We start from the raw sequence: 14,296 nt of genomic DNA on the forward strand, positions 1-14,296 counted from the left end.
AGGTTCTGCTCTGTCACGTCACCGGAATCGATCGCGTGGCTCCCAAACTACTTCGCGCGCGGGAGCCGCGGCGAGAGTGCGAGACTACGTGCGTGGACTGCTCGGCCCGGCCGAGAGAATCGGCTGGTAGCTTGCCCGGGACGCTGGCCATGGGATACGCCTGACGCTCTTCAGCGGATGCTCGGCTCATGCCGGTGGGAACCGGACCCCGCGACGATGTGCAGGCATGCGTAGCCGAGCAACTCGGTCGCCCAGATCGTGTGCTGATCGCGGACGAACCGGCGGGCCGTGCCCGTCCGTATGCAATGACGACGAGCCACTACGAAGGCTGCGGCATGTCGAGTGCGGCCACCGCAGATGACACAAGCCCACAGGGCGCGCCCGCACGCTCCTGCGCTCGCTGCCGGGAGCCTCGCGGGCGGCGGCGCGACCTTGTGTGCTCTGGGTTGATCACGGCTCGGTGTACGCCCGCGATGGCTTCAAGCTCCAGTCGGGCCGCCTGGCCGGCGGCTCCCAGGACCCGGAAAAGGTCTCCGCCCGCTGGCGGGCAGTCCGCGACCAGCTCCATCTACCGGAGGAGTTCCGACTGCACGACTGGCGGGGAAGCAAGATCACAAACGGCTTGGTCGCATATTGGTCACTCCGGCGCCTGACCAAGGCCGGGAAACAGAAAAACCCCAGGTCAACTGGGGCTTTTGTGAGTGTCCGAGGGGGGACTTGAACCCCCACGCCCGATAAAGGGCACTAGCACCTCAAGCTAGCGCGTCTGCCATTCCGCCACCCGGACCAGGTGTCTGTCGTCGTGGCCCTTGGCCGTTCCGACGTGGGAAACCATAGCAAACTTCAGGACCCGCTCGATCACGCGATCGGCGGTACACGATCTTGTGTGTCGCGTGCGTGGCGCCCGCATTGCTGCCTTGGGCTGTGTGGGCGGGCACGGGAGGATGGCGGGTGGGCCCCGCTGGGGTCCGCGGCGGGCGCGGCCCGCGGGAGCGAACCATGAGGAGGCAGTGTGAGTGAGTCGATTTCGGCCACAGTGCGCAGCGGTGCCGTCACGGGTGAGGACGAGGTCGTCGATCTGTGCCGCGATCTCATCCGGATCGACACCAGCAACTACGGGGACGGCACGGGCCCCGGCGAGCGGGCCGCCGCCGAGTACGTGGCCGAGAAGCTCGCCGAGGTGGGGTTGGAGCCGCAGATCTTCGAGTCGGACCGGGGGCGGGCCTCGACGGTGGCGCGGATCGCGGGAGAGGACCCGTCCCGGCCCGCGCTGCTCATCCACGGGCACACCGACGTCGTACCGGCCAACGCGCACGACTGGACGCATCATCCCTTCTCCGGGGAGATCGCCGACGGGTGCGTGTGGGGGCGGGGCGCCGTCGACATGAAGGACATGGACGCGATGACCCTCGCGGTGGTGCGGGACCGGCTGCGCAGCGGTCGCAAGCCGCCGCGGGACATCGTGCTGGCGTTCCTCGCCGACGAGGAGGCCGGCGGGGTGTACGGGGCGCGGCACCTGGTCAACGAGCATCCGGATCTCTTCGAGGGGGTCACTGAGGCGATCGGCGAGGTCGGCGGCTTCTCCTTCACGGTCAACGAGAACCTGCGGCTCTATCTGGTCGAGACCGCCCAGAAGGGCATGCACTGGATGCGGCTCACGGTGGAGGGCACCGCGGGGCACGGGTCGATGACCAACAACGACAACGCGATCACGGAGCTGAGCGAGGCGGTGGCCCGGCTCGGGCGGCACAAGTTCCCGGTCCGGGTCACCAAGACCGTGCGGTCCTTCCTGGACGAGCTGTCGGACGCGCTGGGTACGCCGCTCGACCCGGAGAACATGGACGAGACGCTCGCCAAGCTGGGCGGCATCGCGAAGATCATCGGCGCCACCCTGCAGAACACCGCCGCACCGACCATGCTCGGCGCCGGGTACAAGGTCAACGTCATCCCCGGGCAGGCCACCGCGCACGTCGACGGAAGGTTCCTGCCCGGATACGAGGAGGAGTTCCTCGCCGATCTCGACCGGATCCTCGGGCCGCGGGTCAGGCGGGAGGACGTGCACGCGGACAAGGCGCTGGAGACGAGCTTCGACGGCGCGCTGGTCGACGCGATGCAGACGGCGCTGAAGGCGGAGGACCCGATCGCCCGTGCCGTTCCGTACTGCCTCTCGGGAGGCACGGACGCCAAGTCCTTCGACGACCTCGGGATCCGCTGCTTCGGGTTCGCGCCGCTGAAGCTGCCGCCGGAGCTGGACTTCGCGGGCATGTTCCACGGTGTGGACGAGCGGGTGCCGGTCGAGGGGCTGAAGTTCGGCGTACGGGTGCTCGACCGGTTCCTGGACAACTGCTGAACAAAGTTCACGTTTCGGCGGAGATTAGCCGGAACGGGTGAATGGGGGCATCGTTTCGTAGCCTGATTAATCCCTCCTCGTTACAGGGAGTGCGGCCCGAGGTGTGGGGTCGCGCGTGTGACAAGGAGGAATTGATGATCAGGAAGGTCGTCATCCAGGTGCCCGTACATGTTCCGATGCGCCTGTGCGGCAACACGATCGACCTGATCACGCTGGTCAATCCCACCTTCGGCCACACCTGCACCAACGAGTGACGTTGCGTCACAACCCCTAGGGGTGTGATCCCGGGCGGTCCCGGAGTGCGCGCCGCGTGCTCCGGGACTCCTCAGGTTCTACGCACGGGCGCTCTGCCCGGGCGTATTTCAGTACGAGGTAAGGCAGAGGAACGACCCATGCGTCAGGTTGCGAGAAATAGTCTGATGACCGTTGCGGCAGCGGGGAGTGTGCTCGCCGCGGCCGCCGGCTATGCCCACGCGGGCTCGGGCGCCGAAGGGACCGCTTCGAAGTCGCCGGGTGTCGCGTCCGGCAATACGATCCAGGTCCCGGTGAATGTGCCGGTGAACGTCTGCGGGAACACCGTCGACGTGATCGGCGTGCTGAACCCCTCGGCAGGGGCCGACTGCAGCAACAGCGGCGGCGGGGCCAAGGGCGGCGGAGCCCATGGCGGTAAGGGTGGCAAGGGCGGAAAGTCGAACCCGGGCAAGGGGCACGGCGGCGGCTCGAAGGGCGGCCACTCGAAGGGCGGCCACTCGAAGGGCGGCGGCTCGCAGGGCGGTGCCGTGGCCAAGGGCGGTGCGCACGGCTCGCCCGGCGTTCTCTCCGGCAACACCGTGCAGGTGCCGATCAACGTTCCGGTGAACGTCTGCGGCAACGAGGTCGATGTCATCGGGATCGCCAACAGCGCCCTGGGCGCCGACTGCAGCAACAACGGGAAGGGCGGCTCGCACGGGCCGGGCAAGGGCAAGGGCAAGCCCAAGCCGCACCACCCGAAGACCCCGATGCCGCCGAAGTCCTCGGACGACGACTCGGACGGCTCGGGCAGCTCGCATGGCTCGGATGACTCGAAGGGCCGTCGCGGTGGAGCGTCGGGGAACTCGGGCAGCACCGGGCCGCAGATGGTGGGCACCGAGCAGCTCGCGGAGACCGGTTCCGGCCCGGTGGGCGTGCTCGTTCCCGCCGGCGCGGGAATGCTGCTGGCCGGCGCGGTGCTCTTCCGCCGTGCCCGCGCCCACCAGCAGTAGGCGCGGCAGCCGCGCCGCGGCCCGGAAAGACGCCGCGGCCGGGCGGGGCGCCGTAGACCGGCCCGACGCCGTGGCCCGGCGGCGCTGAGTGTGCCGCCACCGCATGGCACTGAGCGGGCTCCGCATCCGCGGGGCCCGCTCTTCGCATACCGGCGATCGGTCTTCCCTTACCAGGACCGGGTGGCGCGTCCTGCCAGGTGGCTGCGTCCTACCAGGTGGCACGCAGCTGGCGGATGATCCGACGTCGTAGCCGCACTCGGCGGCTGCCGTCGGGGTTCAGTCGCAGTCGGTCCAACTCCCAGTGTCCGTACTCGGCGTGGTCGGTCAGCAGGCGAGTGGCAGCCTTGCGCGAGACGCCCCTCGGCACGTACACATCACAGAATTCGTATTCCGGCATCGCATCTATTGTGCGGGAACTGCCCCGATACGGATAGCGTCTGCACTATGTCTGATGCTGCGCAGCCATCCGCTGCCGAGGTACGCGCCGCCGCTGAAGCGGTGAAAGCCGCGCTGGACCGCCACCTCGACGCTGTCGAACGGCGGTCGGGCGAGGACGACCCGGCCGTCTACGCCGCGTTCAACGAGCTGGCGGCGGCAGCCGAGGCGTATGACGAGCTGCTCTATGACGCCTACGACGAGGTCACACCCTTCGAGATCCCAGGCGACGGCAGCATGCCCGCCTACGCGGGGCCGGAGGAGCCCAGCGCCGTGAGCGTGCTGATCCGCCGGGACTACGCGGTCCTCGAACCGCAGCGGCTGATGTCGCAGGCCCAGCGGGTCGCCGACCTCGATCCGGACGCGAGTCCGGGAAACGGTGCCTCCGGCGGTCCGGGGGGTTCCGCCGGGAGCAGCGTGCACGCCGCGCTCGGCGTGGTGTTCGGCGAGTACGAGCCGGACGAGATCGCCTCCCGGCACAAGGAGTTCGGGCTGGAAGAGGGCGACTCGACCCTGTGGGTGGCCGCCGCGGACGATCTCGCCGAGCCGGGGGAGTGGCTGGCGGCACCCTTCGACCAGGTGGATCCGCAGCGGGTCGTGTGCCGGTTCGACGTCAGTGAGGTCTTCGACCAGGAACTCGACGGCGAGGACGACGACGTCGACGAGGACGACCTGGAGATGCTGGGCCCCGGGGGCTGAGCCGCCTCCGGGGCGTACGGCATCCGCCGCCGGTCACGTCCGCCCGTGGTGCGTGGACGTGACCGGCGGGCGTGACCGGTGAGCGCGACCGGTCACTCGGCGGGCTGGCTCTGCGCCTCCAGCAGCGACCGCAGCCGGGTGGTCCGGTCCGCGGCCGGAATCTGCGCGACCGCCCGCGGCAGCGCCTCGTCCGCACCGTGCACCACGGACAGATGGCGCTCCCCGCGGCTGAACGCGGTGTAGACCCAGGCGCGGGTCAGCCCCGCCGCCGCATCGCCCGGCAGCACCACCACGGCCGCGGGCCAGCGCGTCCCGACCGCCTGGTGCGCCGTGACGGCCCAGCCGTGCCGTACGGCGTCGCCGACGCGCTCGCGCGGCACGGTCACCGCTCTGCCCGCGCAGTCCAGGTGGAGTCCTTCGGCGTCTGCGGAGACCACGGTGCCCGGTACGGCACGTCCCGGCGCCGGGACGTACACCACACGGTCGCCCGGGTCGAAGCCGCCGAACCGGCCGGGGCCGGGATTCAGCCGTTCCTTGAGCGCCGCATTCAGCGAGCGCGTCCCGGCCGCCCCACCGTGCCCCGGGGTGATGACCTGGGTCTGCTCCGGCGGTACGCCGAGCGCCCGCGGCACCGAGTCCGCGACCAGCTGCACCGTGCGGTGCACCGCTTCCCCTGCGTCGCGCACGGGCACGATCACGACCTCCTTGCCGGGCGCGTCGACCTGGCTCAGCTCACCGATGCCGATACCCGACACCAGCTCCCCGATCGGGCCCGGATCCGGCGTGCGGGAGACGACCTGCGGGCAGCAGCGGGCCGCCAGCAGATCAGCGAAGACCCGGCCCGGGCCGACCGAAGCGAGCACCCCGGGGTCCCCGCTGAGCACCAGCCGGGCGCCGTCCGGCAGCGACTCCACCAGCATCGCCGAGGTCTCCACATCGAGCTGCGGCGCGTCCAGAACGGCGAGCAGGTCGAGGGCGAGCGCGCCGTCCTCGTCCCTCCCGGGCCCCTCCTGCCCGGACAGCAGTCCGGTGACGGTGAGTGCCACCGGCTCGTCGGCGTCCGGCGGGCCCGGGTCCCGCGACGCCTCGCGCATCCCGTCGAGGGCCGCGGCCAGCCGCTGCCTGCCGTCGTGGCTGTGCGCGGCCGCGTACGCCCGCAGGCCGAGCGCGCGGGCCGCGGCGACCAGCGCGGCGGGTTCGGCGCGGGCCGCCTCGCCGCCGCTGTGGGCGACCAGGCCGTGGCCGGCGGCCGCAGTGATCAGCTCGGCGGCGGATGGGGACGGTGCGGCGGCCGCCGCGGCCGCCGCGGCCGCCCAGGCGTCCTCCGGCCGACCGGGGGCGCCGGGTCGGCCGTCACCCCGCTGCGCGCCCGCCGTGTCATCGCCGTGGTCCGCCGCCTGCTCGTCCTCGCTCGGCGCGGCACCGCCGTCCGGTGCGGCCGCGCCGCCTTGCCCGAAGGTGTTGATCAGCCGGGCCAGGCCGTCGGCGAGGCTCTCCTCGGCGAGGGCGTACCGATCCAGCCCGAGCAGCACCCGCGCCGGCGGTGCCTCGTCCTCCTCGTCCGAGCTCGGCCTGGCGCCTCCAGGGCCGCTGATCGCGTCGTGGAAGACCAGGACGCCGCCGTCGCCGATCGCGGTACGCAGCGCCTCGTCCGGATCGGGCACGGTCCGCTTGGCCAGCGCCTCGCGCACCGAGGAGGCCGCGAGCGCGGTGTGTCCTTCGAGGGCGGCCCGCTCCAGCAGCCAGCCGATGAGGGCCTGGGCCCGGCGCTCGTCGCCCGGTCCGCAGGTCGCGCCGAGCAGCGCCCGCGCGAACGAGTCCGCTTGTTCGGGACGGACACCGGAGACGGCGAGCAGTCGCCACGGGTCGTCGCGAAGCGCCTCGGCGGCGTGCTCGCCGAGTGCCTCGGCGACCGGCGCGGCCAGCTGCTCCGGAGCGCCGCCCGCGGCGAGCACCTCATGGATCCCCGCGGTGTCGCCGACTGCCGTACGCGGGGGCGTGGCCATGGTGGGGAGCGGGCCGCCGTCGTGCGGACGCGGCGCGGTCAGGACGCCCCCGGAGGCCGACCGCCCAGAACCCGCGTCCGAACCCGGACCGATGGCGGAGCCCGGACCCACGGCGGAACCCGCGCCCGAACCCGGGCCCACGGCGGAACCCGGACCGGAACCGGCCGGCGCGGCACCGGGCCGGCCGCCGGAGCCTGTTCCACCCGGTGTCCCGGCGGAGGATCCGCCGGGCTGTGCGCCTGCGGTGCGCCGGGGCTGGGCGGACCGAGCCGGCGCCTGCTCAGTGAAGAACGACGCCGCCGACCGCTCGCCGCTCTCCACCGCCCGCACGGCGGCGGCCAGGGCCTCGGCGGCGGCCGACCTCTTACGGCCGCCGCCCGCGGCCCCCGCTCCGCCGACCGGAGCCTCAGCAGGACTCGCGTCCTCCGCCTGCCCCGCGGCGTCGCCAGCCCTGGGCGATCCGGCCTGTGCCGCGGCCTCGTCAGGGCTGGGCGATCCGGCCCGTCCCGCGGCGTCGCCAGGGCCGGCGCCCTCGTCCCCCTGGGCGGACTCACGGGGGTCGGCCGCCACTGCTTCCGGCGCTGCCGCGGGCCCGTCGCCGCCGGTCTCCGCGCCATCACGGCCCGGAGCGGCGCCAGCGGCGGACGCCGAGCCTGACGCCGAGTCCGGTGCCGAGCCTGACGCGGAATCGGGTGCGGAGCCCGACGCGCTGCCGGACGCCGCCGTGACGTCGGCCCCGGCCCCGGATCCGCCCTCGCCTTCGGCTCCGGTCTCGGGCCCGGAGGCGGACACGGGCTCCTCCTCGGGCGCGGTGGCGGCCTCGCCGACGAGGCGGTCGGTACTCACAGGGTGCTCCAGTCCTGATCGGGATAGCGGTGCACGGGCGCCGACACGTCGTCCAGCGCCTGGCAGATCTCGTGGGGAAGCGTAAGCGCCTCCGCTGACAACGCCGCTCTGAGCTGCTGGGCGTTGCGCGCGCCGACGATCGGGGCGGCGACGCCCGGCCGGTCGCGTACCCAGGCGAGCGCCACCTGCAGCGCCGTGGTCGCCAGGCCGTCCGCGGCCGTCGCGACGGCGTCGACGATCCGGCTCGCCTCCTCGTCCAGATACGGGGCCACGAACGGCGCCAGATGCTCGGATGCCCCGCGCGAGTCGGTGGGCGTGGTGTGCCGGTACTTGCCCGTCAGCACCCCCCGGCCGAGCGGGGAGGACGGCAGCAGCCCCAGCCCCAGGTCCAGCGCCGCCGGGAGCACCTCCCGCTCGATACCGCGCTGCAGCAGCGAGTACTCCATCTGCGTGCTCGCGAGCCTGGTGTGCGCGCCGGGTGCGGCGAGTTGCCAGGTGGCCGCCTTGGCCAGCTGCCAGCCGCAGAAGTTGGACACCCCCACATAGCGTGCCCGTCCGCTGCTGACCGCGATGTCCAGAGCCTGGAGCGTCTCTTCCAGCGGGGTGAGCGGGTCGAACGCGTGCACCTGCCACAGGTCCACGTACTCCGTGCCGAGCCGCCCCAGCGACGCGTCCAGCGCGTCCAGCAGATGGCCGCGGGAGCCGTCGAAACGCCGCTCGGGATCAGGGACGCTGCCCGCCTTGGTGGCGATGACCAGGTCGCGACGCGGAACGAGGTCTTCGAGCAGCTGGCCCAGGAGGTACTCGGCGCCGCCGTCGGCGTACACGTCGGCGGTGTCGACCAGCGTCCCGCCGGCGTCCCAGAACGCCTTGAGCTGGTCGGCCGCGTCGTGTTCGTCCGTGTCCCGCCCCCAGGTGAGCGTGCCGAGCCCGATCCGGGAGACGCGCAGACCCGTACGGCCGAGGTGCCTTGACTCCATGGGCGTTGAGATTACTTGGCTCCCGAAGGGCCGTGGCGGCCTGTGGATAACGTGACACTGACGTATCCGCACGCCGCGCGCTAGAGTCCCCGGAACAGGGACGTTACTGATCGGTAAGGGGAGCGCATGAAGCTCGGAATCAACCTCGGCTACTGGGGCGCCGGGATGGACGCGGACAACCTCGCGGTCGCCCGCGAGGCCGACAAGCTCGGCTACTCGGTCTGCTGGGCCGCCGAGGCCTACGGCTCCGACGCCCCGACCGTGCTCTCCTGGGTGGCGGCCCAGACGGAGCGGATCGACGTGGGTTCCGCGATCTTCCAGATCCCGGCCCGCACCCCCGCGATGACCGCCATGACCGCCGCCACCCTCGACTCCCTCTCCGGCGGCCGCTTCCGCCTCGGCCTCGGGGTCTCCGGCCCGCAGGTCTCGGAGGGCTGGTACGGAGTGAAGTTCGACAAGCCGCTCGCCCGCACCCGCGAGTACGTCGAGATCGTCCGGAAGGCGATGTCCCGTGAGCGGCTGACCCACGAGGGCGCCCACTGGACCCTGCCGCTGCCCGGTGGCCCGGGCAAGCCGATCAAGCTCACCGTGCACCCGGTGCGCGAGCGCATCCCGCTGTACATCGCCGCCATCGGCCCCAAGAACCTGGAGCAGACCGGCGAGATCGCCGACGGCGCGCTGGTCATCTTCTTCGCTCCCGAGCACGCGGAGGAGACCACGCTCGGCTCGCTGCGCGCCGGCCGGGCGAAGGTGGGCAAGGACCTGGAGGGCTTCGACCTCGTGCCGACCGTGCCGCTCGCGCTCGGCGAGGACGTCGGCGCCCTGGCCGACCAGTTCCGGCCGTACACCGCGCTCTACGTGGGCGGCATGGGCAGCGCCAAGCAGAACTTCTACAACCAGCTCGCGCGGCGCATGGGCTACGAGAAGGAAGCCGCCGAGATCCAGGAGAAGTACCTGGCCGGTGACAAGGAAGGCGCCGCCGCGGCCGTGCCGCACGAGCTGATCGACTCCACCACGCTGCTCGGCCCGGTCGAGCGCGTCGCCGACCGCATGCAGGCGTACGCCGAGGCGGGGGTCACCACGCTGTCGCTGAGCCCGGCGGGCTTCACGCTGGAGGAGCGGGTGGCGGGCCTGCGGGCCGGCGTGGCGGCGCTGGAGCGTGCCGGTCTGGCCTGACGAGCCAGCGGCCGCGCGCGCGACGACGGGCCGGCGGCCGCGCACCGGATGACGGACCGGGCGCCGCGGTGGAACGACGGACCGGGGCGCCGTGGCCGGAAGCCGTGCGGCCCGAGCTCTGCGGCCGTGGTGGGGGCTCGGGGGTCTTCCCCGCCACGGCCGTCACGCAGCACAACGCCGTCCGACCGCCGTGGTTACGCGCCGGGCCCTACGCACACCCGCCCGCCGGATCCGCCGTTCGGCCGACCCGGCGGGGCTCCCTGTTGCCGCCCCTCCGTGCGGGCATTTGACTGATTCTTCTGGAACGTCATGCACGGAGGTGGCTGTGATGCTCTCGGCGAGAAGTCTCTTCCAGGAGATCCTCGACAACGACGACTCGTTCCAGCTCTTCTGCTCCATCGCGGCCAGCGGCGAGGCCCAGGGCGGTTGGGAGAACGGCCGGATCGCCGCCCTGGTGCCGGACAGCCAGCGCGCGCTCGCACCCAAGATCGCGCGACACGGGGCGGACGAGGACAAGCACGGCAGGATCTTCAACGCCCTGCTGCGCAAGCGCGCACTGGAGCCGGTCGAGGTGCCGCGCGAGACCGACTACACGATGCTCCTGGAAGCGCGGGGCATCGGCCTCGCGCACGACAAGCTCCGCCGCGACGAGCCGCTGACCGAACGCGACATCGTCATCTACCTCGCCCACAGCCGGGTCACCGAAGAGCGCGCCTCCGCCCAGATGCGGCTGCTGCGGAAGCACTTCGGGAGCCACCCCGACATCGGCCGCGCGGTCAAGATGATCTCCCATGACGAGGACAACCACCTCGCCTACTGCCACGAGGAACTGCTGCGCCTGGCCGCCGCCGGGCACGGCCGGCTCATCCAGGCCACACTGCGCGAGAGCGCCCTGACCGAGATCGCGGTCTACCGCGACGTCAGCCTCGCGGTGATGGCCCAGATGGGACGCATCCTCGCCTGGCCGCGGGCCAAGGCGGCAATGCTGGCCGCGGGCATCCACGCCGTGTACGCCTTCGAGCGCGCCGCCGGGTGGCGGCGGATGGTGTCGCTGCGGATGCCGGAACGGCTCGACGCGCTGGGCGGCCCCGCCTCGACGGCACCGGAGTTCGCCTAGCCGACGGGCCGTACTACCGAGCCCGTCTCACAGCCAGCCGCGCCGCTTGAAGAACCGGTACAGCAGCAGCACAGAGCCGACCATGAGCGCGATGACCGCCGGATACCCCCACGGCTGCGCCAGCTCCGGCATGTGGTCGAAGTTCATGCCGTAGATCCCCGCCAGCATCGTGGGAACGGCGATCATCGCCGCCCACGCCGAGATCCTCCGTACGTCGTCGTTCTGCCGCACGCCCACCTGCGCGAGATGCGCGGCCAGCACGTCCGACAGCAGCCGGTCCAGGCCCTCCACATGCTCGTTCGCCCGCGTGAGATGGTCGCCGACATCGCGGAAGAACGGCTGGGAGCCCGCGTGCACGAACGGCACCCCGCCGCCGGCGAGCCGCGCCATCGGATCGTCCAGCGGGCCCGCGGCGCGGCGGAACTCCAGCACCTGCCGCTTGAACGAGTAGATCCGCCCGGCCGTGAACGCCAACCGGCCGCTCTCCGGCGAGAAGACATCCGCCTCCAGCTCGTCGAGATCGATGTGGAGCTCGTCCGCGACCTCCAGATAGTGGTCCACCACCGCGTCGGTGACCGCGTACATCACGGCCGTCGGGCCGTGCCGGAGCACCTCCGGGGTGTGCTCCAGCCGCTCCCGGACCACCCCCAGTGGATTGGCCTCGCCATGCCGCACGGTCACCACGAAGCAGTCGCCGACGAACACCATCAGCTCACCCGTTGTGACCGAGCTGTACTTGTCCTCGTACTGGACCGGCTTGAGCACCAGGAACAGCGAGTCCTCGTAGACCTCCAGCTTGGGCCGCTGGTGCGCGGACAGGGCGTCCTCCACGGCCAGCGGATGCAGCCCGAAATCGCTGCTGACCATGGCGAACTCCTCCTCGGTCGGCTCGTACAGGCCGATCCACAAGAAGGCGTTCCGGGCCGCGCGCGCCCGGGCGAGCGCCGAGGAGAAGTCCGCGGGCCCCTCGACACGGCGCCCGTCCTGGTAGACGGCGCAATCCACGATCACGCGGCGATTCTTCCGCCAACCGGGCGGGAGCGCATTTCCGCCGTGCGAGCCCGCAGCGCACCCCGGCACGGACGGCCGCAACCGCCCCGCCAGGCCGTAGGGTGGCGGCATGCCCACGCTGATCCTCGTCCGGCACGGCCGGTCCACCGCCAATACCGCCGGGGTGCTCGCGGGCTGGACCCCCGGCGTCGCCCTGGACGAGCGCGGCGCCGCGCAGGCGGCCGAGCTGCCCGCCCGGCTGGCGCGGCTCCCGCTGGCCGCCGCCGTCTCCAGCCCGCTCCAGCGCTGCCAGGAGACCCTCGCGCCGCTGCTCGCCGCACGGCCCGAGCTGCGGCTGCACACCGACGACCGGATCGGCGAGTGCCATTACGGCGACTGGTCGGGGCGCAAGCTCAAGGAGCTGTCCGACGAGCCGCTGATGGCCGTCGTCCAGCAGCACCCGTCCGCCGCCGCGTTCCCGGGCGGCGAGTCGCTGCGGGCGATGCAGGCGCGCGCGGTCGACGCCGTACGCGACTGGAACGCCCGGATCGAGGCCGAGTACGGCTCGGACGCGATCTATCTGATGTGCTCGCACGGCGACATCATCAAGTCCCTCGTCGCCGACGCGCTCGGGCTGCATCTGGACCTCTTCCAGCGCATCTCGGTCGAGCCCTGCTCGGTCACCGCGATCCGCTACACCGAGCTGCGGCCGTATCTCGTACGGCTGGGCGACACCGGCGACTTCGGCGGTCTGGAGCCGCGCCCGGACGCCTCCGGCGACGCGGCGGGCGGCCGCCGCGGCCCCGAGGCTCCGGTGGGAGGCGGCGCGGGAGCGCCGTGATCTCGGTGCGCAGTAGGGTGGGTGCGGCGGCGTCGTCGACGGAGCGACGCGCTTGTGAACCAGCAGCCGTAGCACCCGAACGAAACAAGATGGAGCAGGACGTTGTCCCGTCAGGTGTTCCTCTACGACCCGCCGGAGCGGTTCGTCGCCGGTACGGTCGGGCTGCCTGGCCGCCGTACTTTCTTCCTGCAGGCGTCGGCGGGCGGCAGGGTCACCAGTGTCGCGCTGGAGAAGACCCAGGTCGCGGCGCTCGCCGAGCGGATCGACGAGCTCCTCGACGAGGTCGTACGACGCACCGGCGGCAATGCGGCGGTGCCCGCGATGGCGCCCACCGAACTCACTGACACCGCACCGCTGGACACCCCTGTCGAGGAGGAGTTCCGGGTCGGCACGATGGCCCTGGCCTGGGACGGCGACGAGCAGCGCATGATCGTGGAGGCGCAGGCGCTGGTCGAGCTGGACGCGGACTCCGAGGAGGACCTGGCGGAGGCCGAGGAGCGGCTGCTGCAGGACGAGGTGAACGGCCCGCCGATGCTGCGGGTCCGGCTCACCGGTACCCAGGCCCGCGCGTTCGCCAAGCGCGCCCTGGAGGTCGTCAACGCCGGGCGCCCGCCGTGCCCGCTGTGCAGCCTGCCGCTCGACCCGGAGGGACACGTATGCCCGCGCCAGAACGGATATCGCCGCTGAGCGGGACGCCTGCGACGGTGCCCGGGCCCGGCACGGCCCCGGAGCCCGCCGAGCCCGCCACTCCCCGCACGACCCCGGAGACCGTCACCCCCGGCTCCGTCCCGGAGCCCGTGGTTCCGCCGTCCGCGGTCGAACTGCTGGCACGCGGCGAGCTGACGGTGCGCGGCCAGATCCGCACGGCATCCAACGCGGTGCTCTATTGCACCGTCGCGTACGCGGGCCACAGCGCCGCGTGCGTGTACAAACCGGTGGCCGGGGAGCGCCCGCTGTGGGACTTCCCCGACGGCACCCTCGCCGAGCGAGAGGTCGCCGCGTACGAGCTGTCCGAGGCCACCGGCTGGGGGCTGGTCCCGCCGACCGTGCTGCGGGACGGGCCGTACGGGCGCGGCATGTGCCAGCTGTGGATCGAGCCGCCCGCGGACGGCGCGGCGCCGGAGCTGCTCGCGCTGGTCGAGGGCGAGGAGCCGGAGCCCGGCTGGAAGGCCGTCGGCTTCGCCGAGGTCGAGGGCGGCACCGCGCTGCTGGTGCACGCCGACGACGTACGGCTGCGCCGGCTGGCGGTCCTCGACGCGGTGATCAACAACGGCGACCGCAAGGGCGGCCATCTGCTGCCCACGGCCGACGGCGGGGTGTACGCGATCGACCACGGCGTCACCTTCAACGCCGATGACAAGCTGCGCACCCTGCTGTGGGGCTGGGCCGGTGAGCCGCTGACCGAAGAGGCCGTGGCGGTGCTGGAGCGGCTGTCCGCCGCCCTGGCCGACGGCGAGCCGCTCGCCACCCGGCTGGCCGAGCTCATCACCCCGGCCGAGGTCGCGGCGGTGCGCGCGCGGGTCGCGGGGCTGCTGCGCACCGGGCAGCACCCCGAGCCCAGCGGACAGTGGCCGGCCATCCCCTGGCCGCCGGTCTGACGGCTCGTGCGGGTGCC

At 72.6% G+C, this 14,296-nt stretch carries 13 protein-coding genes and 1 tRNA gene; 9 read left to right on the forward strand and 5 right to left on the reverse strand.

Annotated elements, in window-relative coordinates; all coding sequences use genetic code 11:
• Nucleotides 1-702 precede the first annotated feature (702 nt).
• Nucleotides 703-787 (reverse strand) — tRNA-Leu (locus tag ACQUSR_RS27055).
• Between the two features lie 225 nt (nt 788-1,012).
• Here ACQUSR_RS27055 and ACQUSR_RS27060 point away from each other — a divergent pair.
• From ACQUSR_RS27060 to ACQUSR_RS27070, 3 genes are all read left to right on the forward strand, one after another.
• A complete protein-coding gene (locus tag ACQUSR_RS27060; protein ID WP_431045222.1) occupies nt 1,013-2,350 on the forward strand; it encodes a M20/M25/M40 family metallo-hydrolase in 1,338 nt (445 codons plus the stop codon).
• A 134-nt stretch (nt 2,351-2,484) separates the two neighbouring features.
• Nucleotides 2,485-2,604: a chaplin gene (locus ACQUSR_RS27065; RefSeq protein ID WP_431045223.1), complete on the forward strand. Its 120-nt coding sequence runs from the start codon at nt 2,485-2,487 to the stop codon at nt 2,602-2,604.
• A 165-nt stretch (nt 2,605-2,769) separates the two neighbouring features.
• On the forward strand, nt 2,770-3,591 hold the full coding sequence (locus tag ACQUSR_RS27070; RefSeq protein WP_431045224.1) for a chaplin: 822 nt from the start codon (nt 2,770-2,772) through the stop codon (nt 3,589-3,591).
• A 208-nt stretch (nt 3,592-3,799) separates the two neighbouring features.
• Here ACQUSR_RS27070 and ACQUSR_RS27075 read toward each other — a convergent pair whose 3' ends face one another.
• A complete protein-coding gene (locus ACQUSR_RS27075) occupies nt 3,800-3,988 on the reverse strand; it encodes a DUF5703 family protein (protein WP_018537156.1) in 189 nt (62 codons plus the stop codon).
• A 47-nt stretch (nt 3,989-4,035) separates the two neighbouring features.
• Here ACQUSR_RS27075 and ACQUSR_RS27080 point away from each other — a divergent pair, with 47 nt between their 5' ends.
• Entirely contained in the window at nt 4,036-4,725 is a 690-nt protein-coding gene (locus ACQUSR_RS27080; RefSeq protein WP_431045225.1) for a hypothetical protein, read from the forward strand.
• Nucleotides 4,726-4,817: 92 nt separating this feature from the next.
• Here ACQUSR_RS27080 and ACQUSR_RS27085 read toward each other — a convergent pair whose 3' ends face one another.
• Complete coding sequence (locus ACQUSR_RS27085; RefSeq protein WP_431045226.1) at nt 4,818-7,577, reverse strand: helix-hairpin-helix domain-containing protein; 2,760 nt, start codon at nt 7,575-7,577, stop codon at nt 4,818-4,820.
• Nucleotides 7,574-8,557 (reverse strand): aldo/keto reductase, encoded by a 984-nt coding sequence (locus tag ACQUSR_RS27090; RefSeq protein WP_431045227.1) that lies wholly within the window; start codon nt 8,555-8,557, stop codon nt 7,574-7,576. The genes ACQUSR_RS27085 and ACQUSR_RS27090 overlap by 4 nt, the downstream gene beginning before the upstream one ends.
• 126 nt (nt 8,558-8,683) lie before the next feature.
• On the opposite strand from ACQUSR_RS27090, the gene ACQUSR_RS27095 reads away from it, so the two are divergent.
• Together ACQUSR_RS27095 and ACQUSR_RS27100 are read left to right on the forward strand one after the other, a co-directional pair.
• Entirely contained in the window at nt 8,684-9,733 is a 1,050-nt protein-coding gene (locus ACQUSR_RS27095) for an LLM class F420-dependent oxidoreductase (protein WP_431045228.1), read from the forward strand.
• Nucleotides 9,734-10,061: 328 nt separating this feature from the next.
• On the forward strand, nt 10,062-10,850 hold the full coding sequence (locus ACQUSR_RS27100; protein ID WP_431045229.1) for a ferritin-like domain-containing protein: 789 nt from the start codon (nt 10,062-10,064) through the stop codon (nt 10,848-10,850).
• A gap of 27 nt (nt 10,851-10,877) precedes the next feature.
• Here the strand turns inward: ACQUSR_RS27100 and ACQUSR_RS27105 are convergent, their stop codons facing one another.
• Nucleotides 10,878-11,861, reverse strand: a complete 984-nt coding sequence (locus ACQUSR_RS27105) for a magnesium and cobalt transport protein CorA (RefSeq protein WP_431045230.1) — start codon at nt 11,859-11,861, stop codon at nt 10,878-10,880.
• Nucleotides 11,862-11,970: 109 nt separating this feature from the next.
• On the opposite strand from ACQUSR_RS27105, the gene ACQUSR_RS27110 reads away from it, so the two are divergent.
• The 3 genes from ACQUSR_RS27110 to ACQUSR_RS27120 all read left to right on the forward strand — a co-directional run bounded on the left by ACQUSR_RS27110 (nt 11,971) and on the right by ACQUSR_RS27120 (nt 14,279).
• Nucleotides 11,971-12,681 (forward strand): histidine phosphatase family protein, encoded by a 711-nt coding sequence (locus ACQUSR_RS27110; RefSeq protein ID WP_431045231.1) that lies wholly within the window; start codon nt 11,971-11,973, stop codon nt 12,679-12,681.
• A 102-nt stretch (nt 12,682-12,783) separates the two neighbouring features.
• Nucleotides 12,784-13,368: a DUF3090 domain-containing protein gene (locus tag ACQUSR_RS27115; RefSeq protein WP_431045232.1), complete on the forward strand. Its 585-nt coding sequence runs from the start codon at nt 12,784-12,786 to the stop codon at nt 13,366-13,368.
• Nucleotides 13,338-14,279 (forward strand): SCO1664 family protein, encoded by a 942-nt coding sequence (locus ACQUSR_RS27120; protein WP_431045233.1) that lies wholly within the window; start codon nt 13,338-13,340, stop codon nt 14,277-14,279. Before ACQUSR_RS27115 ends, ACQUSR_RS27120 begins: the two co-directional genes overlap by 31 nt.
• Nucleotides 14,280-14,296 lie beyond the last annotated feature (17 nt).

The organism is Streptomyces sp. P1-3 (genome assembly GCF_050613155.1).
In the GTDB taxonomy this organism is placed as follows: Bacteria; Actinomycetota; Actinomycetes; order Streptomycetales; family Streptomycetaceae; genus Streptomyces.